The organism is Micromonospora sp. NPDC005194, assembly GCF_040608335.1.
In the GTDB taxonomy this organism is placed as follows: Bacteria; Actinomycetota; Actinomycetes; order Mycobacteriales; family Micromonosporaceae; genus Micromonospora.
On the sequence record NZ_JBEXIA010000050.1, the window covers coordinates 13,489 to 34,312 of the forward strand.

At 73.3% G+C, this 20,824-nt stretch carries 18 protein-coding genes and 1 riboswitch; of the genes, 9 read left to right on the forward strand and 9 right to left on the reverse strand.

The window, feature by feature from the left end; all coding sequences use genetic code 11:
* Window positions 1-56: 56 nt before the first annotated feature.
* From ABZU53_RS29015 to ABZU53_RS29025, 3 genes are read right to left on the reverse strand one after another with little or no spacing between them, the layout of a single operon-like run.
* Complete coding sequence (locus tag ABZU53_RS29015; RefSeq protein ID WP_355068668.1) at window positions 57-995, reverse strand: Gmad2 immunoglobulin-like domain-containing protein; 939 nt, start codon at window positions 993-995, stop codon at window positions 57-59.
* Entirely contained in the window at window positions 992-2,461 is a 1,470-nt protein-coding gene (locus ABZU53_RS29020; protein ID WP_355068670.1) for a HAMP domain-containing sensor histidine kinase, read from the reverse strand. The genes ABZU53_RS29015 and ABZU53_RS29020 overlap by 4 nt, the downstream gene beginning before the upstream one ends.
* A 13-nt stretch (window positions 2,462-2,474) precedes the next feature.
* The gene (locus tag ABZU53_RS29025) at window positions 2,475-3,155 is read right to left on the reverse strand and encodes a response regulator transcription factor (RefSeq protein WP_354863091.1); all 681 of its coding nucleotides are present in this window, start codon (window positions 3,153-3,155) and stop codon (window positions 2,475-2,477) included.
* A gap of 241 nt (window positions 3,156-3,396) precedes the next feature.
* Between ABZU53_RS29025 and ABZU53_RS29030 the strand changes: the two genes are divergently transcribed.
* On the forward strand, window positions 3,397-3,744 hold the full coding sequence (locus ABZU53_RS29030) for an L-rhamnose mutarotase (protein ID WP_355068672.1): 348 nt from the start codon (window positions 3,397-3,399) through the stop codon (window positions 3,742-3,744).
* A gap of 107 nt (window positions 3,745-3,851) precedes the next feature.
* Here ABZU53_RS29030 and ABZU53_RS29035 read toward each other — a convergent pair whose 3' ends face one another.
* Entirely contained in the window at window positions 3,852-4,415 is a 564-nt protein-coding gene (locus ABZU53_RS29035) for a hypothetical protein (protein WP_354863087.1), read from the reverse strand.
* Between the two features lie 277 nt (window positions 4,416-4,692).
* Between ABZU53_RS29035 and ABZU53_RS29040 the strand changes: the two genes are divergently transcribed.
* Complete coding sequence (locus ABZU53_RS29040; RefSeq protein WP_355068673.1) at window positions 4,693-5,349, forward strand: hypothetical protein; 657 nt, start codon at window positions 4,693-4,695, stop codon at window positions 5,347-5,349.
* 24 nt (window positions 5,350-5,373) lie between these two features.
* On the opposite strand, the gene ABZU53_RS29045 is transcribed toward ABZU53_RS29040, so the two are convergent.
* Window positions 5,374-6,225 (reverse strand): DUF3152 domain-containing protein, encoded by an 852-nt coding sequence (locus tag ABZU53_RS29045; RefSeq protein WP_354862202.1) that lies wholly within the window; start codon window positions 6,223-6,225, stop codon window positions 5,374-5,376.
* Between the two features lie 140 nt (window positions 6,226-6,365).
* Between ABZU53_RS29045 and ABZU53_RS29050 the strand changes: the two genes are divergently transcribed.
* Entirely contained in the window at window positions 6,366-6,866 is a 501-nt protein-coding gene (locus tag ABZU53_RS29050) for a SigE family RNA polymerase sigma factor (RefSeq protein WP_355068675.1), read from the forward strand.
* A complete protein-coding gene (locus tag ABZU53_RS29055) occupies window positions 6,863-7,633 on the forward strand; it encodes a hypothetical protein (RefSeq protein WP_355068677.1) in 771 nt (256 codons plus the stop codon). The genes ABZU53_RS29050 and ABZU53_RS29055 overlap by 4 nt, the downstream gene beginning before the upstream one ends.
* Window positions 7,634-7,648: 15 nt before the next feature.
* On the opposite strand, the gene ABZU53_RS29060 is transcribed toward ABZU53_RS29055, so the two are convergent.
* Entirely contained in the window at window positions 7,649-10,561 is a 2,913-nt protein-coding gene (locus tag ABZU53_RS29060; protein ID WP_355068679.1) for an ATP-binding protein, read from the reverse strand.
* Between the two features lie 206 nt (window positions 10,562-10,767).
* On the opposite strand from ABZU53_RS29060, the gene ABZU53_RS29065 reads away from it, so the two are divergent.
* Entirely contained in the window at window positions 10,768-12,525 is a 1,758-nt protein-coding gene (locus ABZU53_RS29065; RefSeq protein WP_355068680.1) for a M28 family peptidase, read from the forward strand.
* Between the two features lie 63 nt (window positions 12,526-12,588).
* Here ABZU53_RS29065 and ABZU53_RS29070 read toward each other — a convergent pair whose 3' ends face one another.
* On the reverse strand, window positions 12,589-13,287 hold the full coding sequence (locus ABZU53_RS29070; RefSeq protein ID WP_355068682.1) for an SDR family oxidoreductase: 699 nt from the start codon (window positions 13,285-13,287) through the stop codon (window positions 12,589-12,591).
* Window positions 13,288-13,497: 210 nt separating this feature from the next.
* On the opposite strand from ABZU53_RS29070, the gene htpG reads away from it, so the two are divergent.
* Complete coding sequence (gene htpG / locus ABZU53_RS29075) at window positions 13,498-15,414, forward strand: molecular chaperone HtpG (protein WP_355068684.1); 1,917 nt, start codon at window positions 13,498-13,500, stop codon at window positions 15,412-15,414.
* A 33-nt stretch (window positions 15,415-15,447) separates the two neighbouring features.
* Here the strand turns inward: htpG and ABZU53_RS29080 are convergent, their stop codons facing one another.
* On the reverse strand, window positions 15,448-18,285 hold the full coding sequence (locus ABZU53_RS29080) for a BTAD domain-containing putative transcriptional regulator (protein ID WP_355068686.1): 2,838 nt from the start codon (window positions 18,283-18,285) through the stop codon (window positions 15,448-15,450).
* Between the two features lie 158 nt (window positions 18,286-18,443).
* On the opposite strand from ABZU53_RS29080, the gene ABZU53_RS29085 reads away from it, so the two are divergent.
* Entirely contained in the window at window positions 18,444-18,869 is a 426-nt protein-coding gene (locus tag ABZU53_RS29085; RefSeq protein ID WP_355068688.1) for a peptidase inhibitor family I36 protein, read from the forward strand.
* A gap of 84 nt (window positions 18,870-18,953) precedes the next feature.
* On the opposite strand, the gene ABZU53_RS29090 is transcribed toward ABZU53_RS29085, so the two are convergent.
* Window positions 18,954-19,442, reverse strand: a complete 489-nt coding sequence (locus ABZU53_RS29090) for a peptidoglycan-binding domain-containing protein (RefSeq protein WP_355068690.1) — start codon at window positions 19,440-19,442, stop codon at window positions 18,954-18,956.
* A gap of 104 nt (window positions 19,443-19,546) precedes the next feature.
* Here ABZU53_RS29090 and ABZU53_RS29095 point away from each other — a divergent pair, with 104 nt between their 5' ends.
* Both ABZU53_RS29095 and ABZU53_RS29100 read left to right on the forward strand, forming a co-directional pair.
* The gene (locus ABZU53_RS29095; protein ID WP_355068691.1) at window positions 19,547-19,726 is read left to right on the forward strand and encodes a hypothetical protein; all 180 of its coding nucleotides are present in this window, start codon (window positions 19,547-19,549) and stop codon (window positions 19,724-19,726) included.
* A 181-nt stretch (window positions 19,727-19,907) separates the two neighbouring features.
* Window positions 19,908-20,052: riboswitch (cyclic di-AMP (ydaO/yuaA leader) on the forward strand.
* Window positions 20,052-20,771, forward strand: a complete 720-nt coding sequence (locus tag ABZU53_RS29100) for a transglycosylase family protein (RefSeq protein WP_355068692.1) — start codon at window positions 20,052-20,054, stop codon at window positions 20,769-20,771. It overlaps the preceding riboswitch by 1 nt.
* The last annotated feature ends 53 nt before the right edge of the window (window positions 20,772-20,824 follow it).

Below are 20,824 nucleotides of genomic sequence, written 5' to 3' on the forward strand. Positions count from 1 at the left end.
CCCGGCGGACGAAACGGTTACGTTTCTGTCCCACGTCGGGCGGATGAACCCCGTGGTCAGCTCCCGGTGGGCGCGAGGATCACCGGCACGACCACGGTGTTGATCCGGGCGCCGTCGCGCGCGGACACCTCGTACACCTCGATCGTGCCGTGCTGCTCCCGGGCCGTGCGCCAACCGACCACCAGCCGGTAGGCGCCCCGGCAACCACTGCCGCAACTGGCGGTGCCGAAGCCGGTGGCCACCTCCCGGCCGGCGGCGTCCAGCACCCGGATGCTCACCGTGGCCTCGAACACGTCGGCGGTGCCGGTGACGGTGAGGGGGGCGGTGACCCGCTCGCCGACGCTCGGGGCGGTCACCACGATCGGCGCGAGCAGGTCCGGGTAGTCGGCCCGGCCGACCGGTGCCCCGCCGGGGAAGCGGACCTGCCGGACGGTGGGGAACTGGGTGAGCGTCCACACCACCTGCGCCTCGCGCAGCCGCCGACGCTCCGCCGGGTCGTTGCCGGACGGAACGGGACCGAGCGTCGCCACGCCGTCGGTGATCCGGGTGACCTCGACACCGGCCGGCAGCAGGGTGACCATCCCGGTGGCGGCCTCGGCCGGCGTTGGCCCGGCGGCCAGTTCGGTCAGCGCGAGCCGGGACGTCGTGAGGGTGGCCGGCCGGGTGCGCCGGGTGGGGACGAGCAGGCCGTTTCGCACGTACCACAGCTCGATCGTCACCGGGTCCGCCCGGCGCGTGGCGGCTGTCGGTGCCGGCGGACGCGGCGCGGTGCGGGTGGCCACCGGCGACTGTGGTGGCCCGGACGGCGGGGTGGGCGCGGAGGTCGGGCCTCCGGCGGGCGGGGTGCTGTGCGGCGGCGCGGTGGGCGCCGCGCCCAGGACGCCGGAGCGGGGCGTGCCGCACGCGCCGAGCAGAAGCGCGGCGACGAGCACCGGCACGCCGACCGCGCGCCACCCGCCGCGCCGGTTCACGCTGACCGTGCCGCGGCGGCTCATCCGTCACCGCCCGTCGGGCCGGCGGGCGCCGCCTCGGCGTCCTCGTCGAGGTGCCCCGCCGGGCGTGGCACGCCGCCGGGCGGCCCGTCCGGGCCGTGCGCGGGCAGCTCCAGACGGAACCGGGCGCCGGCACCCGGCGCGCTGCGGACGCTCAGCACCCCGCCGAGCAGGGCGGCGTGTTCCCGGGCGATGGCCAGGCCGAGCCCGCTGCCCGGCGCGGAACGCGAGGCGTCGACCTTGTGGAACCGGTCGAACACGTGCGGCAGGTGCTCGGCGGGAATGCCCGGCCCCTGGTCGGTGACCTCGAAGACGACGAGCGCGCCCGCCCCGGTGACGGTCGCCCGAATCTCGCCGCCGCCGTGCTCGACCGCGTTGGTGACCAGGTTGGCCAGGACACGCTCCAGGCGACGCGGGTCCGTGCGCAGCGCGACCGGGTCGCCGGTGACCAGCACGCGGTCCGACCAGCCGCGCGCCGCGACGATCGTGCGCAGTAGCGCCGGCGCGTCCACCGGCTCGACGTTCGGCCGTTCCCGCCCTGCGTCCAGCCGCGAGATCTCCATCAGGTCCTCGACCAGGCGACGCAGGCGGACCACGTCGCCCACCAGCAGCCGGGCGGCCGGCCGGGCGTCGTCGGGCAGCCGGTCCAGCTGCTCGCGCAGCAGCGAGGCCGCGGCCACCAGGGCGGTCACCGGGGTACGCAGCTCGTGCGCCACATCGGCGGTGAACCGCCGCTCCCGGGCCTGCGCGGCCGACAGGGCGGCGATCTTCGACTCCAGCGCCTCGGCCATCTCGTTGAACGACGCCGCCCAGACGCTGAACTCGTCGCGCCCGCGGACCGGCAGGCGGGTGGCGAGCAGCCCTTCGGTGAGCGCCCGGGCGGCGCGGCTGGCCCGACCCACCGGCTCCAGGGTGCGGCGGGCCAGGAGATGGCCCACCCCGGCGGCGACCAGCACGACGAGCACCCAGCCGGCCAGCAGTGCGGTGCGCACCTGACCCAGGTCGGCGGCGATGTCGTCCTCCACGGTGATCACGTACAGCTCCGCGGTCGAGCCGGGGATGCGTCCGCCGACCACCAGCAGTCGGGGTCGCTGGCCCGGCGCCGAGCGCTGGTAGGCGAGCTGCCCGTCGGCGACCGAGGCCCGCAGTCGCGTGCCCAGGGCGGGGGCGTACGCGGGATGGGAGGGGCGGGTCGGGCCGTCGACGAGGACGACGTGCCGGCCGCTGCCCTCGAAGCTGGCGAGCAGTTCGGTGCCGCGCTGCTCGGTCAGGGGCAGGAACTCACCGGCGAGCAGGAGCTGGTAGCGCGCGTCGGCGGCGGCCTCGTGCAGCGAGGCGTCCAACCAGGACTGTCGCAGCAGCACTCCCGCCCCACCGGCGAGCAGGCCGGCGGACACCCCGGCGACCAGCACGAACGCGATCGTCAGCCGGCGCCGCAGGCGGCCCGGCGCCACCGCTCGTCCGGCCATCGCCGACCTCCCGTCAGAGCGTGGACAGTTTGTAGCCGGCGCCGCGCACCGTACGGATGCGCCGTGGGTGCGCCGGGTCGTCCTCGACCTTGGCGCGCAGCCGCTGCACCGCCACGTCGACGAGCCGCGAGTCGCCCAGGAAACGGTGGTCCCAGACCAGGTCCAGCAGCAGTTCCCGGGTGAAGACCTGGCCGGGGCGTCGGGCCAGCTCCAGCAGCAGACGGAACTCGGTGGCGGTCAGGGTCACCTCGCGGCCGTCGCGGCGTACCACGAAGCCGCCCGGATCGATCTCCAAGTCGCCGACGGCGATGGTGTGCGACCCGGCCGGCGCGCTCGCCCGTCGCAGCACCGAGCGGACCCGCGCCACCAGCTCGGGCAGGTCGAAGGGTTTGCGCAGGTAGTCGTCGGCGCCGCATTCGAGGCCGACCACCACGTCGAGCGTGTCGGTGCGGGCGGTCAGCATGAGGATCGGCACCTGGCTCGTGCGCCGGATCTCCCGGCAGACCTCCAGACCGTCCAGGCCGGGCAGCATCACGTCGAGCACGATCGCGTCGACCGGGTGCGCTCGCCAGGTCATGAGCGCCTGCCGCCCGTCGACGGCGGTGTCGACCCGGAAGCCGGCGCGACGCAGACCGAGGGCGGTGACCTCCCGGATGGAGGCGTCGTCCTCGACCACCAGCACGCGGCCCTCCACCACCTGAGGGTAGACCCGCCGCGACGCCGCGCAGCCCTGGCGAAACGGTCGGTGTCGACGGCCCGGTCGGGTCCGGGGCACGGGAACGGTCGCCCGACCTCCGGCGGGTGATCCTCGATCTTGGCTACGGCTACCATCGGGTCGCCAACGCGATGGCCGTCGATGGCCAACCTGCTCCGGGCTGTCGCCATCCGCGTGACCAGTTCACCTGAGAGGACACGACGTGCAACGTCATGGCTGCGTGATCCGGCTTCGCCCGGAGCACCGGGAGACCTACCTGCGCTTACACGCCGAGGTCTGGCCGAGCGTCGAGAAGACGCTGCGCGAGGCGAACTTCCGCAACTACACCATCTTCCTCCACGACGACCTGCTCTTCGGCTACTACGAGTACGTCGGTGACGACTACGAGGCCGACCTGCGGTACATCGCCGCCGACCCGCAGACGCAAGAGTGGTGGAAGCTGACCGACCCGTGCCAGGAGTCGCTCGCCGAACCCGGATCGGGGGACTGGTGGGCCCCGATGCGGGAGGTCTGGCACCTGGCCGACGAGGCGGCTGGAGGGGCACCCGAGCAGACCCCGGCGAGCTAGCTGCCCGTGGTCGGGTGTCGCGTTGGTGGCTGCGCACGATGCCCGCTTGGCCGTCCGCCTCGACGGGCGGGCGGACGGCCAAGCGGATCGCCCCACTGCGGCTCCACTCACCACTGGTGGGCGACGTCCAGCACGATGCGGCTGTGTGTGCCGGGGCCGGCGAGCGTGAACGTGCGGAACGGCAACCGAGCCCGTACGCCGACCGCGAAGGTGCTGTAGCCCTCGAAACTGCCGCCGAAGACGACGTCGCGCAGCGTTGAACAGCGCAGCAGGTTCGCGACGTGCTCGCCGACCGCGTAGGGCACGGTGCCCTGGTGTTCGGCGTCGTACGCCGGGGCCCGCAGCGAGACCCGCAGCAGCGCGCCCCCGGCGGTGTACGGCGACAGCGCCAGCCCCTCGCCCTCGGTCCACGTCTCGCCGTAGCCGACCGCGTAACCGTCGACCGGTCCGGCGAACTCGAAGACCACCCGGTCGTAGCAGTCGTGCTGCCCGGTCCGTACGGCGACCAGCGGGGCGTCGCTCAGCGTGCCGGCCGACTTGTCCGCGCTGCCCCAGGTGATCCCGCAGGACGCCGACCCGGTCGTGGTGCCCGCCGCGGTGCTGCTGCCCGCGCTGGCGACCAGACCGGCGAGGACGACCGCCAACGCGGTAAGTGTGCTCCTGATCCTCATGGTGCTCTCTCCGCTCGATGCCGGGGTCACGTCGCGGCAGCGTTGCCGGTGACCCTCTGCCGTCACGGTCGCCCGCCCGCGGCACGCGAGCTTCGCCGCGGCGTAACCGCTGGGTAACAGTGGCCGGCGGCCGTCGGTCGCCGGCCGACCGCGGGGGAGTGCGTGCCCCTGCTCCGACCCGAGGTCGGGAAAGGCCCCGACCCGACGTGGCGGTGTCACCCACGCCGTCCCACAACGCGGTACTGTGCCTGGCAGTCGACACATTCGAGGTGGACCCGTGCCTACCGTCGTCGTCCTCGCGCTGACCCTCGCCCTCGCGCCCGCGCCGTCCCCATCGGCCACCTCGGGCCCGGTCGGCGACATCCTCGGTGGCGTCGGCCGGGTCGTCGACGATCTGCTCGGCGGCCAGGGTGCGCCGAGTGCGACGCCGACGCCGAGCGTCAACCCCACCGCGACGTCCGCGCCGACCCGGCCACCAGCGACCGGCCAGCCCAGCCCGACCGCGCCCGGTGCGACCGCCGCGCCCGCCGGGTCGTCGGCCGGTGTCCGAGCACCGGCCGCCCCCGGCCGGCCGGCCGAAGGCTCCGGCGCCGACGCCGACGAGGTCGCCGTGCCCGTGCGCACCGTCGACACCCCGGCGCCCGAGGTCCCGCCGGCGCTCGCCAACCCCGCCCGCGGTGGCTGGCCGCCGGTGTCCTACCTGCTGGTCGCGGCCGTCCTGGCGGTGCTGGCACTGCTGCTCCTGCGTCGCCGCGCGCCCGACTTCTCCGCCGCTCCCGCGCCGGATCCCGCTCCCGCGCCGGATCCGGACCCGGAACCGGATCCCGACCCCGGGCCGGACAATGTCCGCCGCCTGCCGACCAGCCTCAACGCCATCTACGAGCTGGGTCGGCTGGACGAGCGGCTCGAGCAGGAACGCCGCCGCCGCACCTGACGGACGGCCTCCCGGTCGTCGGGGTCAGTGCGCCGCGTAGGCGCCCTCGCGCCGTGGGATCTCGTCGTCGTACGCCCCGACCGGTCCGCGGTAGCGGGTCGTGCCGTTCGGGTACGGCCAGGCCCCGGCGCGGCACCCGTGCAGGCCCAGCGTCTGCTGCTGCATCACCGGCGCCGGCCGGCCCCGCCCCGGGCAGCGCTCGTGACCGAACCCGAGTTTGTGCCCCACCTCGTGGTTGACCATGTACTGCCGATAGGTGGCCAGGCTCGCGCCGTAGTCCGGCACCCCCGTGACCCAGCGCGCCACGTTGAGGACCACCCGGGCGCCGTTGCGGCACGACGTGTAGCCGTCCGGCACGTCCTGGCAGAGGGTGTCGCGGGTGCCCGGGGTCGCCAGGTAGATCGTGAAGTCGGTGGGTTCGTTCGCGCCGACCCGGCGCAGCCGCCACGTCCCGTCCGCCGTCCACCCGCGAGGGTCGTTCAACGTCGCGGAGATCGCCGTGGCGATGTCGCCCACCCGCAGGCCCCGGATGTCGCGCTCCACGGCGACCCGGTAGCGCAGCAACCCGCCGGTGCTCCCGCCGCCACCCGTCGTCTCGGCCGCGGCCACCGACCAGCGGTTGCTGCCGGTGGCGGGATAGCTGACCGGCACGACCGTGGGCGCCGCCGGCGCGACACCGCCGCTCCCGGCCACTTCCGCCGGACGTCCCGTCGCGACCGGTCCCGCCGAGGGCAGGCCGGCGGGGTCCGGTCCGCTCGCGGCGCCACCGGCCGGTCCCTTCCCGGCGGCGGGCAGGCCACACCCGGTGAGCAGCGCTACGACCAGCAGCAACGCCACTGGGGGCAGATACCCCCGACGGGTAGCCTTCGTCGACATGTCTTTCTCCCCTCGCGTGCCGGTCCGCGGCGACGCGGGAGAGAAGACGGGTGAGCCCGGCAAAAGGTTGACGTCGCGAGGACTCAACCTTCGCGGAGCCTCGCCCGTCTGAAAGGGTGTGGCACGGGGGAGGGTTCGCGGTGGCGCGGGGTGACGCGGAGTTCGTCGAGTTCGCGCGGGCGGCGTCCGCGCGACTGGTGCACGCCGCGTTCCTGATGACCGGCGACCACCACCAGGCCGAGGACGCCGCGCAGACCGCGCTGGTGCGCACCTACGCGTCGTGGTCGCGAATCCACGACGACGACGCCTACGGGTACGCCCGTCGCACCCTCGTCAACCACCTGGTGGATCGGTGGCGGCGGCCGATGCGGGAGTACCCCACCGAGGAGGTGCCGGAACAGCGGCGTGGCGACGTGGCCGACGACGTGGCCACCCGGCGCTGGTTGGTCACCATCCTCGGCGCGCTGAGCCCCCGGGAGCGGGCCATCGTCGTGCTGCGCTACTACTTCGACCTGCCGGAGGTGCAGGTGGCCCGGGAACTCGCCGTATCCGTAGGCACCGTCAAGAGCACCAGCTCGCGAGCCCTGGAGAAGCTGCGCACGGCCGCGCCGCGCACGGCCGACGAGGAGGCCCGCCGATGAGCGAGCTGGACCGGCTCCGCCACGCCATGCGGGCGACCGAGCGCCCCGACGCCACGCTCGATCTGGCCACCGTCATGCGTGCGGGCCGGCGGCTGCGGATCCGTCGGCGGGTCGCCGGGGGCGCGGCGGCGACGGTCGTGGCGGGGCTGGTCGCTGTCACCGTGGTGGCGGTCGGCGGGCCCGGGCCGACCGGTCCGGCGCCGACCGGTCCCGCACCGCCGGTCGCCGTCGCTCCGCCCTCGGCCGCTGCCACGGCATCGGCCGCGGCGTCGGCGTCGGCGTCGGGGGAGCCCACACCACCGCAGACGGTGGCCCCCGGGGTGCCAGGTCCGAAACCCCTGGGCAAGCTGATCGACACGGGGGTGCGGCACGGCGCCGACTGGCGGGTCTACTACGTCGTCGCGGTGTCGGTGCCCGGCGAGCCCAAGGTGACCATCGGGTTGGCCGCCGGTCGTCGCGCCCCCGACGGCACGTTGAGCACGGACATCCTGGTCAACGACGTCGAGGGCGCCGACCGCAGCCCCGGGTTCCACCAGATCGGCTACGACGAGCGCTCGTCGGCCGTGCCGGTGCCCACCTTCGGCTACTTCGTCGGCCCCGCCGAGCGGATCATCGGCACGGTGGCCGGTCGGCAGGTCGATGCCCGGGTGGCGCGCTGGAGCATCGACAAGCAGGTGGTGATCTTCTGGTTCGACCCGGCCACGCTGACGCCGGGGGAGCGCCTGGACGGCATCGTCGCCCGTGACCGCGGGGGCCGTCGGCTCTGAGGCGCTGGCGGTGACTCAGGCCGGGTCGGTCAGCCGGCGCTCGATGGTCACCGTCGTCCCCTCGCCGGTGGAGACCAGTCGTACGTCGCCGTAGGCGTTCATCAACAGTGCGCCCCGGCCCCGGTCCATGGCCGGCCGACGGTCCCGCCAGGTGCCGAAGTCGCGTACCGAGATCCGGACCCGGTCGGCACCCACCTGGAGCCGGACCCGCACCTCGGGGCGGCTGGGTCGTTGTGCGTGCTCGACGGCGTTGTTCATCGCCTCGGACGCGGCGAGCAGCAGATCCTGCAACACGTCCGTGTGGACGTCCAGCTCGTCCAACGCCAGCCGGACGTCCTGGCGCATGGCGGCCGCCGAGGTGGGCACGGACGGGTACGTCCACTCCGCGGCCAGGATGTCGCCGAGCCCGCCGTCGGCCGTGCCGACCACGGACCCGCCGGCCGGTTCTCCGTGGGCTGGTTCGGCGTTGGCCGGTTCCCCGCCAGCCGATTCCCCGCCGGCTGGTTCGGCGTTGGCCGGTTCGTCGTAGGCCGGTTCGGCGGGTTCGCTCTCGGCGGGCTCCGCCACCGGCGGAGCGGGCGCGACGGCGATTGCCCCGGCCGGTCGCGTCGACCTCGGGGCGTCGGCCGCGCTCAGGCTGTCGTCGGCGGTCCGCGCGGTGGCGTCGTCGCCGGACGGGTCGGTGCGGGCGCGGCGGATGGCAGCCCGGACGCGGGCGATCAGCTCCGCGGCGGCGAACGGCTTCACCAGGTAGTCGTCGGCGCCGAGGCTCAGGCCCACCACGCTGGCCTCCTCGCCGGCCCGGGCGGAGAGCACCAGCACCGGCAGCGCCCGGGTCGCCGGGTCGGCGCGTAGTCGGCGTACCAGGTCGAAGCCGTCCAGCACCGGCATCATCACGTCGGTGAGCACGAGGTCCGGCGGGTCCCGGTGGATCGCGTCGAGGGCCTGCCGACCGTCGGTGACCGACCGCACCCGCCAGCCCTGACCGGCGAGCAGCCGACTCAGGTACGCGCGCATGTCGCTGTTGTCGTCGGCCACCAGGATCCGGGCGCCGGCCAACTCGTCGGCGGCCGGGCCGGGCGCCGCGGCGGGCTCGACGATGCTGCCGGCCGGGTCGGTCAGCCAGCCCACCGCTTCTGAAACGGCGGCGCGGGCCACGTCGCCCCGCCCGTTGAGTGCCGGCCCGGTCGTCACCGCGCGCCGCGCCGCCGACCACGGCAGGGCCACGGTGAAGGCGGTGCCGGCACCCACCTGGCTGGTCACCCGGACCTCGCCGCCCTCCAGCCGGGTCAGCTCGTGAACCAGGGCCAGGCCGATGCCGGTGCCCTCGTGGCTGCGCGAGCGCGCGCCCTGCACCCGGTGGAAGCGCTCGAAGAGCTTCGGCAGGTCCGCCTCGGCGATGCCGATTCCGGTGTCGGCGACGGTGAGGCGTACCTCGTCGTGGTCGGCGTCCACGGCGATCCGGATCCGGCCGATGAACGTGTACTTCAGGGCGTTGGACAGCAGATTGGTGACGATGCGTTCCCAGTTGACCGGGTCGACGGTGACCGGCCGGGGCAGCGGCGGGCAGTCGACCTCCAGAGCCAGGCCGGCCCGTTCCACGGCGGCCCGGAAGACGCTTGCCAGCTCCGCGGTGAGCGCGGCGAGGTCGACCTCGCGGGCGTCGCTGCGAGCCCGGCCGGCCTCCAGGCTGGAGAAGGTGAGCAGGCTGTTGACCAGGGTCAACAGCCGGGTGGCGTTGCGCCAGGCGGTCTCCACCCGCTCCCTTTGCCCGGGTGCCAGCGGCGCGGCGGTGTCGGCGAGCGCGTCGGCGAGCGGCCCGAGCATGAGGGTCAGCGGCGTACGGAACTCGTGGCTGACGTTGGTGAAGAAGGTGGTCTTCACCCGGTCCAGCTCGGCCAGCGTCTCGGCCCGGCGCCGCTCCTGCTCGTACTCCTTCGCGTTGCGTACCGCAATGGAGACCTGTTGGGTCAGCAGTTGGTAGAAGGAGCGGTACGCCTCGTCCAGCTTCCGGTTGGGGCTGACGCCGGCCAGCAGGACGCCGAGCGGCTGGTCCTCGGCGGCCGAGGGCAGCGGCAGTGCCAGCGCGGTGCGAGTGGCATCGCCCCACGGGCCGGCGGGCAGGGGCAGTCGATCCGCGACGCCCGTCACGTCGGTGGGCCGACCCTGCGCGGCGTCCGGGAGCGCCCAGGCGCGGGCCGCCGGGCTCGGGTCGGCCAGGTCGACGACGTCCGGCAGCGCCCCGGCCACCGTGGGGTGACCCGCGTCACCGCCCGCGCAGGCCGTCCGGCGCAGCACCGCGCCGTCGCGCAGGTAGATCGCGGCGAACGGCACGTCCAGTGGGTGGTCGCCGATCGCGTCGATCAGCCGGGCGCAGGTGGCGTCGACGTCGACGGTGCGCCCGTCGCCGCGCAGGCTCAGGTCGCGCAGCAGTCGCAGTCGCCGTTCGCCGACGACCTGCTCGGTGACCTCGCTGCACACCGTCAGCACGCCGACGGTGCGGCCGTCGTCGTCGCGGGCGGGGGCGTGCGAGACGCTGAAGTACGCCTCCTCGCGGTAGCCGGCGCGCTCCAGCAGGAGCTGCAGAGCGGGCACCCAACTGGCCACCCCGGTCGCCATGGCCTGCTGGATCAGGGGCGCGAGGACGTCCCAGCCCTCGGCCAGGGTCACCCGCACGTCGTCGCCGAGCGCGGCGGGGTGCTTGTCGCCGATCAGGGCGGAGTACGCGTCGTTGTAGAGCTGGGAGAGGCGGTCGCCCCAGAGCAGGAGCATGGGGTAACGGGAGGAGAGCACCACCCGTACGGCCGCACGCAGGCTCTGCGGCCAGCTCGACACCGCGCCCAGCGGGGTGTCGGCCCAGTTCAGCTCTGCCATCAGCCGTCCGGTGTCACCGCCGTCGTCGAACAGGTCGGTGCGGGGTCGTGTCACGCTCGACCCGGCCTCATCGCTAAGCCCCCCGTTCCGGGCCCGACGACCCCTGCTGGCGTTACCTACCCATCCTGGCACCTCTACTCACCTGTGCCGACGTCGGTACCCATCGTCGAACCGGTGGGGGTTCGGGACGAACGTCCGATGCCGACGACATAGATCTCTGTAAGTGTCTCGGTTATCTCTCCAACCCCCGAGGAGCCCCCATGAGAGGCAGAACGCTGAGCGCGGGAATCGCGCTCACCGTGTTCACCGGGATGACGGTGACGCTGGCCGCCCAGCCGGTGACCGCGTCACCCTCCGCCCCGACGACAGCGGCCCGGCCGATCGCCGCGTCCGCCGCCGTCCTGGCGGCGCCGGACATCTCCGTCACCAACGTCCAGGCGCACCTGACCCAGCTCAACTCCATCGCCAGCAGCAACGGCGGCAACCGGCGGGCCGGCTCGGCCGGCTACACCGCCTCGGTCAGCTACGTGAAGAGCAAGCTCCAGGCCGCCGGCTACACCGTCAGCGAGCAGACCTGCTCCAGCTGCACGTACCCCTCGAACAACCTCATCGCCGAGTGGCCCGGCGGCCCGGCCGACCAGGTGGTGATGTTCGGCGCCCACCTTGACAGCGTCTCGGCCGGCCCGGGCATCAACGACAACGGCTCCGGCTCGGCCACCCTGCTGGAGAACGCGCTGGTCCTCGCCGCGCAGAACCCGACCATGACGAAGAAGGTCCGGTTCGCCTGGTGGACCGACGAGGAGCAGGGCCTCAACGGCTCCCGGTTCTACGTGAACTCGCTCAGCGCCACCCAGCGCGGCTACATCAAGGGCTACTACAACTTCGACATGGTCGGCTCGACCAACGGTGGCTACTTCATCAACCGGGTCACCTCCACGACGGCGGCGCCGCTGAAGGCGTACTGGGACTCGCTGGGGCTGCAACCGGAGGAGAACGTCGAGGGTCAGGGCCGCTCCGACGACTACTACTTCCAGCAGGCCGGCATCCCCACCTCCGGCTACGCCGCGGGCGCGAGCGCCCGTAAGACGAGCACCCAGGCGGCCAAGTGGGGCGGCACGGCCAACGCCGCCTACGACTCGTGCTACCACCGTTCCTGCGACACCACCGCCAACGTCAGCGCCACGGTGCTGAACCGGGCCGCGGACGGCGTCGCGTACGCGCTGTGGCAGCTCGCCGTGGGCGGCGGCACCCCGACCAACGACTTCTCGATCGCGGTCAGCCCGACCGCGCTCACCGTCGCCCGGGGAGCCAGCGCCACCGCCACGGTCGGCACCGCGACCACCGCCGGCTCCGCGCAGACGGTCAGCCTCACCGCGTCCGGGGCACCCAGCGGGGTGAGCGTCTCCTTCAGCCCGTCGTCGGTGACCTCCGGCGGGTCGGCCACGCTGACCCTGACCGCGTCGGCCAGCGCCGCCACGGGCACCGTCACCGTCACGGTCACCGGCACCGGGTCGGTGACCCGGACGGCCAGCCTCACCCTCACGGTGACCGGCACCGGCGGCTGCGCCGGCGGGCAGGTGATCGGCAACGGTGGCTTCGAGAGCGGCAGCACGCCGTGGACCGCGTCCTCCGGCGTGATCACCAACTCCAGCAGTCAGCCGGCCCGGACCGGGTCGTACAAGGCGTGGCTCGACGGGTACGGCAGCGCTCACACCGACACCCTGTCCCAGTCGGTGACCGTGCCGGCCGGTTGCGCCAGCTACACGCTGTCGTTCTGGCTGCACGTCGACACCGCCGAGACCACCACCTCCGCGGCGTACGACAAGCTGACCGTGCAGGTGGGCTCGACCACGCTGGCGACGTACTCGAACCTGAACGCCGCCAGCGGCTACGTGCAGCGCACGTTCAACGTGGCCGGGTTCGCCGGGCAGACGGTGACCCTGAAGTTCACCGGCACCGAGGACTCGTCGCTGCAGACCAGCTTCGTGATCGACGACGTGACGTTGCAGGCCAGCTGAGGGCGTACCCGTCGAAGGGGGCCGCCGCCGGGATGATCCGGCGGCGGCCCGTCGCGTCCTGGCTCAGGGGAGCTGCGGGTAGAGCGCGGCGACCCCGCCGGCGAGCCCGGCCTGCACCTGCCGGCTGATCTCGTCGGTGACGATCTCGTACGCGTCGGCCTCGATGCCATCGATGCCGATCCGGGCGATCGCCGCCGGGTCGGACTTCGGGGCGGTGACCCCGGCGGTCATCTCGGTGTCCATGTAGCCGACGTGCAGGCCGGCGACCCGGACGCCCCGCTCGGCGAGCTGCACGCGCAGGGCGTTGGTCATCGCCCACTCGGCCGACTTCGCGGCGCCGTACGCCCCGGCGTTGGGGAAGTTGACCCAGGACAGCACGGAGAGCACGTTGAGGATCGTCCCGCCGCCGTTGCCGGTGATGACCGGCGTGAACGCCCGGACCACCGACAGGGTGCCGAGGTAGTGGGTCTCCAGCTCCAGGCGGACGAGCGTGAGGTCGCCGTCGAGGAGGTCGGTTCCGGTGTCGATGCCGGCGTTGTTGATCAGCAGGTTCACGTCGCCGGCCAGCTTCGCGGCGGCGGCCACCGAATCGGGGTCGGTGATGTCCAGCCGGACCGGCGTCACGCCGGGCAGGTCGACGGAGTCGGGGTTGCGGGCGCCGGCGTAGACGGTCGCGCCCCGGGCGACGAGTTCGGCGGCGAGGTGGCGGCCGAAGCCCCGGTTGGCGCCGGTGACGAGGGCGGTGCTTCCAGCGATCTTCATGGGGGTGCTCCAGGTTCGTGGCTGGCCGAGATGGCGCGAGGTCGATTGCTGACCGGAACGCTATCCGGCTGACTTCTGCTGAGCAAAGTCAGCTATGTCACCGCGCGCACCCCGCGGATCGGGAATACGACCCGGACGCGGGCACGACCGCGGCGGTGACGACTCGTATCCTTTGCGCGAACCTCCGCACGAGCCGAGAAGGGAGACGGTGTGAGCAACCAGGCCGAGACGTTGGAGTTCCAGGCCGAGGCGCGTCAGCTCCTCCAGCTGGTGGTCCACTCGATCTACTCGAACAAGGACGTCTTCCTGCGGGAACTCATCTCGAACGCGTCCGACGCCCTGGACAAGCTGCGGCTGGCGACGCTCGTCGACAAGGATCTCGTCGCCGACATCGACGACCTGCACGTCGCCATCGAGGTCGACCGGGACGCCCGCACGCTTACCGTGCGGGACAACGGCATCGGGATGACCCGCGACGAGGTGGTCCGGCTGATCGGCACGATCGCCAAGTCGGGCACCGCCGAGCTGCTGCGCCAGCTGCGCGAAGCCTCCGACGCCCACGCCTCGCAGGACCTCATCGGCCAGTTCGGCGTCGGCTTCTACGCCGCGTTCATGGTCGCCGACCGGGTCACCCTGCTGACCCGCAAGGCCGGCGAGACCGGCGGCACCCGCTGGGAGTCCACCGGCGAGGGCACGTACTCGATCGAGGCGGTCGACGAGGCGCCGCAGGGCACCACGGTGACCCTGCACCTCAAGCCGGCCGACACCGAGGACAACCTGCACGACTACACCGCCGAGTGGACCATCCGCGAGATCGTCAAGCGGTACTCCGACTTCATCGCGTGGCCGATCCGGATGACCGTCGAGCGTCCCGGCGCCGAGGGTGAGCCGGCCACCAGCGAGGTGCAGACCCTCAACTCCATGAAGGCGCTCTGGGCGCGTCCCCGCGACGAGGTCGACGCCGCCGAGTACAACGAGTTCTACAAGCACGTCAGCCACGACTGGGCCGACCCGCTCGAGGTCGTGCACATGAAGGGCGAGGGCACCTTCGAGTACGAGGCGCTGCTGTTCCTGCCCAGTCACGCCCCGCTGGACCTCTTCTCCCCCCAGGGCCGGCGCGGCGTCCAGCTCTACGTCAAGCGCGTGTTCATCATGGACGACTGCGAGGCGTTGGTCCCCACCTACCTGCGCTTCGTCAAGGGCGTCGTCGACGCGCACGACCTGTCGCTGAACATCTCCCGCGAGATCCTCCAGCAGGACCGGCAGATCCAGATCGTCCGCCGCCGCCTGGTCCGCAAGGTCCTCGCCACGGTCAAGGACCTCAAGGCCAACCACCCCGAGCGCTACCGCACCTTCTGGACCGAGTTCGGCGCCGTGGTCAAGGAAGGGCTGATCGACGACACCGACAACCGGGACTCCCTGCTGGAGATCCTGTCGGTCGCCTCCACCCACGACGCGGCGGAGCCCACCGACCTGGCCGGCTACGTCGCGCGCATGAAGGACGGCCAGAGCGACATCTGGTACGCCACCGGCGACTCCCGCGCCACCATCGAGAACTCCCCGCACCTGGAGGCGTTCCGGGCCAAGGGCCACGAGGTGCTGCTGCTCACCGACCCGGTCGACGAGGTGTGGGTCGAGCGGGTCGGCGAGTACGACGGCCGGCCGCTGCGCTCGATCGCCAAGGGCCAGGTCGACCTGGACACCGACGAGGAGAAGCAGCAGGCCGAGGCCGAGCGCGAGCAGCAGCGGCAGGAGTTCGCCGCGCTGGTGGAGTGGCTGGGCACCACCCTCGCCGACAGCGTCCGGGAGGTCCGCCTCTCGTCGCGGCTGACCACCTCACCGGCCTGTGTGGTGGGCGACGCGCACGACCTCACGCCGACGCTGGAGAAGATGTACCGGGCGATGGGGCACGACGTCCCCTCGGCCAAGCGCATCCTGGAGATCAACCCCGGTCACCCGCTGGTCACCGGGCTGCGCAAGGCTCACGAGCAGGGCGACTCCACCGAGACCCTGACCGAGACCGCCGAGCTGCTGTACGGCCTGGCGGTGCTCGCCGAGGGCGGTGAGCTGGCCGACCCGGCCCGGTTCACCCGTACGCTCGCCGATCGGCTGGCGCGCACCCTGTAGCCGTTCGACCCCTCCGGCCGGCGGGTCGCCCGATCAGCGGGCCCCGCCGGCCGGTCCGGTTGCGTTGGCGTCCGCCAGCCGACGGCGGACCCCCTCGGCGTCCGGGTGCCCGAGTTCGTCGAGGATGCCCAGCGCCGTCCGCCAACTCCGCGCCGCTTCCGCCGGGTCGCCGACGTCGGCCAACGCCTCCGCGAGGTGCGTCAGCGTGTCCGCCTCGTAGTACCGGTCCCGGAACTCCCGGTACAGCTCAACCGCGTGCCGGTACGCGGCCACCGCCTCCGCGGGTCGTCCCGCGCGGTGCTGCGCGTAGCCGAGGGTGTCCCAGGTGGGCGCCTGGCCCTGCCGGTCGTCGAACTCGCGCAGCAGCTCCAGCGCCTGCTGGCACGCCTCCACCGCGGCGTCGTGCGCGCCGAGCTGGGCCCGATACCAGCCGACCGCGTTCAACGCCATCGCCTGCCCGTAGCGGTGGCCCGCCTCGCGGTACAGCGCCAACGCCGCCTCGGCATGCTCGACCACCTCGGCACGCCGGCCCTCCCGGTCGGCCACCTCGGCGAGGTCGAGGCAGGTGTGCCCCTGGTTGGCCGGGTCGCCCAGCTCGCGGAACAGCTCCAGCGCCCGCTGGAGCTGACCGGGCGCCTCGTCGAGCCGACCCAGGCGGGCGTGCGCCCGGGCCAGGCTGCGGTGCGCGTGCGCCTGCCCGGCCACCTCGCCGCCGCGCCGCGCCGCCGCCAGCGCCGTACGCTGCACCGCCAACTGGTCGTGCCAGCCGCCCTGCCGGTCCAGGAAACTGGTCAGGCTCCAGGCCAGCTGCCAGGCGTGTCGGTCGAACCCGCTGGCGGAGCATCGTTCGACAAGCGCGATCAGCACGTCGCGCTCGCGCGTGAACCAGGCCACCGCCTCGTCATGGTCGCCGAACTTTTCCGCCCGGACGCCGGCGACGGCCGGGGCGAGGGTGATCGGATCCCAGTGCGGGTGCAGCAGCACGGCCGCGCCGTGCGCGCTGTGCAGGTAGTGGTCGAAGAGCCGGCCGCGCGCCTCGGCCCGGTCGCCGGCCGGATCGTGTTCGGCGGACAGCTCGGCCGCGAAGGCCCGCAACAGGTCGTGCATGGCGTACCGGTCCGGGCCGCGCTCCAACACCAGATGCGCGTCGGCCAGCTCGGCGAACGCCGCCCGGACGGCCCGTCGACCGCCGCCGGCGATACTGACCGCGGCCGCCGTACTCACCGTCACGTCCGTACTTCCCCCGACCAGCCGGAACAGCCGCGCGGTCGACGCCGACAACAGCCGGTACGACCAGGACAGCGCCCCCCGCACACTGCTCTCGTGCTCTCCGGTGTCCAGTCCGTCCAGCCGGCCGTCGGCCCGGAGCTGCGCGCCCAACTCGGTCAGGGGCAGCTGGGGCCGGACCACCGCCCGGGCCGCCACCACGACCAGGGCCAGTGGCAGCCGGTCGCAGAGTCGGACCAGCTCGTCGACGGCGGCCCGCTCGACCCTCGCCCGCGCCCCGATCCGCGCGTAGAGCAGGGCCTGCGCGTCCTCGGCGGTGAGCAGATCCAGCACGACCGCCTCGGCGCCCTCGGTGGCCACCAGCCCGGTGAGCCGATCCCGGCTGGTCACCAGCACCAGGCAGCCGGCGGCGCCCGGCAGCAGCGGCCGGACCTGCGCCGCGTCCCGGGCGTTGTCGAGCAGCACCAGCATCCGCCGACCGGCGAGCAGACTCCGGTACAGCGCGGTCTGTGCCTGCTCATCCGCCGGCACCTCCCGCGGCGGCACCCCGAGCGCGGCCAGGAAACTCCGGACCACCTGCTCCGGGCTGCGCACCACACCGCTGTGGCTGTAGCCCTGCAGGTTGGCGTAGAGCTGCCCGTCGGGGAAATGTCCGGCGGCCCGGTGCGCCCAGTGCACGGCGAGCGCCGTCTTGCCCACCCCGCCCGCTCCGGAGAGCACCGCCAGCGGGACCGCCCCGGGTTGCGCCTCGGCGGACGCCCGCAGCGCGTCCAGACGAGCCAGCTCCGGACCGCGCCCGGCGAAACCCCGGACATCCGACGGCAACTGCGCCGGGATCGGGCGCTCCGGGTGCGGCCTGGCGACGAGGCCCGCTCCGGTGGGGGCGGGGGACGGTCCGGGAGTGGGCACGGTGATCTCACCGCGCAGGATGGCCTGGTGCAGCTGGCGGAGCTCGACGCCCGGGTCCGCGCCGAGCGCGTCGGCGAGGCGGTCCCGCAGCCGGGCGTAGTACGCCAGCGCCTGTGCGCCGCGACCGGCCGCGGCCAGCGCGTGCAGCAGCACGGCGGCGACCGGTTCGTCCAGGGGGTGGTCGTCGGCGAGCCGGGTCAGCGGGTCGATGACCGCTTCCGGCTCGCCCCGCCGCAGCAGGCCGCGGGCCCACTGCACGGCGGTGTCGGTGTGCCGGCGGTGCCAGTCCTGCCGGACCCGGGCCGCCCACTCGCCGGGCAGCCCGGCCAGCGGCTCGCCGCGCCACAGCTCCAGCGCCCGGCGCAACAGCTCCACCCGCTCGGGGTCGTCGTCGACCAGTCCATCGGCCCGGTGCCGCAGCACGTCGAAGTGCGGGCCGTCCACTGTCTCCGGTGGTTGGTCCAGCAGGTACCCGCCGGAGCGTCGTACCAGCGCGTCCGGTGCGCCCGCGTCGGCCAGCACGCGGCGGAGCCGGGCGAGGTAGACGTGCAGGTTGTGGCGAACCCTGGGCGGTGGCGTGTCGCCCCAGACCCGGTCCACCAGCGACTCCACATGGACCGGTCGGCCGACGTCGACCGCCAGCGCGGCCAGGACGGCGCGCTGGCGGGCTGCTCCGGCGTCGACCAGGCGGCCGTCCGCCCAGACCTCGACCGGCCCGAGGACCCGAATCTCCATGAACCGCCGCTCGCCGCATCGCCAGTCGGACAATCCGCCGACGGACGGCCGGATTGAGGTTCCGGCAGGAATTCGTCGACCTGCCGCGCAGATCATCGTTGGCACAGCGGCATCAATCAATGCGATGTCGGCAATTCGACTCACGGCCTGTTCCGGTCGTGACGACACCGGAGGTCACCATCGTGCGAAGTGCTCTACGAAGGTTCACGTCCGCCCTGCTCGGCGTGGTTGCCGTGGGCGCCGCGCTCGGCGTCGCCCCGAGCCCGGCCCAGGCCAACTACGCCTGCCCCTCGGGTCTGCTCTGCCTGTACGCCGGGACCAACTTCAGCGGGGACATCTTCCTGCTCGACGGGCCGTACAACGGCTGCAACGACGTCGGGCTGCCCTCGTACTTCCGCAACAGGACCCAGTCGATCATCAACAACCGGCCGTCGGGCACCGTCTCCACCTTCTGGGACAACGCCAACGCCACCGGCCTGCTCGGCTACCAGCACGCCTACGGCTACCGGGCGAACCTGGCGTACGACTCGGCCGCGATCGGAGGGAACTGGAACCAGCGGATCGAGGCGGTCCGGGTCTGCTGATCCGCGGACCGAAGCGGGCAGGGGGGTGCACGACGGCGCCGGTCGGAATTCCACGGGGGACTCCGACCGGCGCCGTCACGCGGCTCAGCCCGGGTAGTAGCAGACGTTCGGGATGACCGGGCCGCCGTTGACCCCGAAGATCGCGAAGCCCATGTACGCCCGGGTCTGCGGGCCGTACTCGCCGTCCTCGGCGATGTTCGCGTACACGATGTCTTCGTTGATCTTGTGTTGGGCGTACCGGACGGCGTCGCGGGTCTTCGGGCCGTAGTTGCCGTCGAGGCTCAGTGAGCGCGAGTAGCAGTTGTTCAGCGCCTCTTGAAGCACCAGCACCGCCGAGCCCGAGTGGCCGTAGGTGAGATAGCACTGCTTGTTCCCGGTCTGCCAACCAACGGTCGGCACGTGCATGTCCGCGCCGCCCGGATAGCCGCCGACCCGGTAGAAGGTCAGGCTGGTGCAGGGGCTGGACGCGTGCGCGGCGGTCGGTGCGAGCAGGGTCAGGCCGGCGCTGGCCAGGACGGTCACGAGGGTGGCGGCGGCGCTGCGGCGGCCGATGCGGCTACGGTGGATCGGCATGCTCTCCTCCTGGGAAGGTTGCCGGGGTCGACCCGGTGTGCTTCCGAGCATCGCGGCCGTCGATCTATGGTTTCCTGCCCGAACGTCAATTCCCAGGAGCGCCGATGCCCGTCGACGCCGTGATCTTCAGCGGGCAGGGACCGCACGCCGAGCTGGCGTGCCACGATCGGCGCCTCCTGGGAGCACGGCCGCTCCCACCACCCGCCGATCGGCCCGTTCCTCACCTCGAACTGCTCCGTCGCACCGTCGCCTGGCTGCGTACGGGCGGTGACATCCGGGCCTGATCGGAATCGGTCCATGATGGTCGGTGCACAGCCGCGCGTGGTCCGCAACCGCTGGCAGAGGCGCCGCGTGTGCGCCGGTGAACAAGTTCACAAGCGTTGGGCGAGGGTCACCGACCGTGCCTACCGTCGATCGAGTCCACCACCGTGGACACCACGACCGGCAACGCCAAATCCTGCCCCCGGTCGTCGGATACCAGAACCCCGGGCAGGAGCGGGGGACCCACGTTCCTCGGTGCATGTCACCTCGGGGTGAAGCCGCCACCGCGCGGCCGGGCTCCTCGGCCCGAACCCGACAGCTCACCTCGCCGGCGTGGAGGAACCACACATGACGTCTGTCCACACGCCCCGTCATCGACGGGTCACCACCCGCCGCGTCGCCGTCGGCACCCTGGCCGTCGGCGCGATCACCGGCGCCGTCGCCCTCTTCGGCCCCGCGGCCCCGGCCCAGGCCGGTGTCAACTGGGACGCGATCGCCAAGTGCGAGTCCGGCGGCAACTGGAAGATCAACACCGGTAACGGCTACTACGGCGGGCTGCAGTTCTCCCAGGGCACCTGGGCCGGCTACGGCGGCAAGAAGTACGCCGCCCGTGCCGACCTGGCCAGCCGCGGCGAGCAGATCGCCATCGCCGAGAAGGTGCTCGACGGGCAGGGCATCGGCGCGTGGCCGACCTGCGGCCGCAAGGGCGGCTCGTCGGGCGGCTCCGCCACGAAGTCCTCGACGAAGTCGACCGCGAAGTCGTCGAAGTCCACCGCCCCGAAGGACCGGTCCACCGCCCCGAAGGACCCGTCCACCGCCCCGAAGGACCCGTCCACCGCCCCGAAGGAGCGGTCGTCGCGCGGCGACCAGCCGGCGACCCGCAACCACGAGCGCACCGCCCCGGCGGCCAGCGGCGACACGTATGTGGTCAAGCCGGGGGACACCCTGTCGGAGATCGCCGACAGCCACCGCCAGGCCGGCGGCTGGCAGGCCCTGTACGAGCGCAACCGGCAGCTGATCGGCGCCGACCCGGGTCTGATCTTCCCGGGCCAGCGGCTCAGCCTGTAAGAGCACCAGCAGCGGGGGCGGGGCCCCGGAGACGGGCGGCGGCGGCGGGCGCC

What these genes read in the sequence shown, in the direction of transcription:
- ABZU53_RS29080 (WP_355068686.1), bottom strand. Translation starts at nt 18,285, where the DNA reads ATGGAGATTCGGGTCCTCGGGCCGGTCGAGGTCTGGGCGGACGGCCGC.
- ABZU53_RS29020 (WP_355068670.1), bottom strand. Translation starts at nt 2,461, where the DNA reads ATGGCCGGACGAGCGGTGGCGCCGGGCCGCCTGCGGCGCCGGCTGACG.
- ABZU53_RS29055 (WP_355068677.1), top strand. Translation starts at nt 6,863, where the DNA reads ATGAGCGAGCTGGACCGGCTCCGCCACGCCATGCGGGCGACCGAGCGC.
- ABZU53_RS29090 (WP_355068690.1), bottom strand. Translation starts at nt 19,442, where the DNA reads ATGCCGATCCACCGTAGCCGCATCGGCCGCCGCAGCGCCGCCGCCACC.
- ABZU53_RS29045 (WP_354862202.1), bottom strand. Translation starts at nt 6,225, where the DNA reads ATGTCGACGAAGGCTACCCGTCGGGGGTATCTGCCCCCAGTGGCGTTG.
- ABZU53_RS29100 (WP_355068692.1), top strand. Translation starts at nt 20,052, where the DNA reads ATGACGTCTGTCCACACGCCCCGTCATCGACGGGTCACCACCCGCCGC.
- ABZU53_RS29015 (WP_355068668.1), bottom strand. Translation starts at nt 995, where the DNA reads ATGAGCCGCCGCGGCACGGTCAGCGTGAACCGGCGCGGCGGGTGGCGC.
- ABZU53_RS29065 (WP_355068680.1), top strand. Translation starts at nt 10,768, where the DNA reads ATGAGAGGCAGAACGCTGAGCGCGGGAATCGCGCTCACCGTGTTCACC.
- ABZU53_RS29070 (WP_355068682.1), bottom strand. Translation starts at nt 13,287, where the DNA reads ATGAAGATCGCTGGAAGCACCGCCCTCGTCACCGGCGCCAACCGGGGC.
- ABZU53_RS29035 (WP_354863087.1), bottom strand. Translation starts at nt 4,415, where the DNA reads ATGAGGATCAGGAGCACACTTACCGCGTTGGCGGTCGTCCTCGCCGGT.
- ABZU53_RS29095 (WP_355068691.1), top strand. Translation starts at nt 19,547, where the DNA reads ATGCCCGTCGACGCCGTGATCTTCAGCGGGCAGGGACCGCACGCCGAG.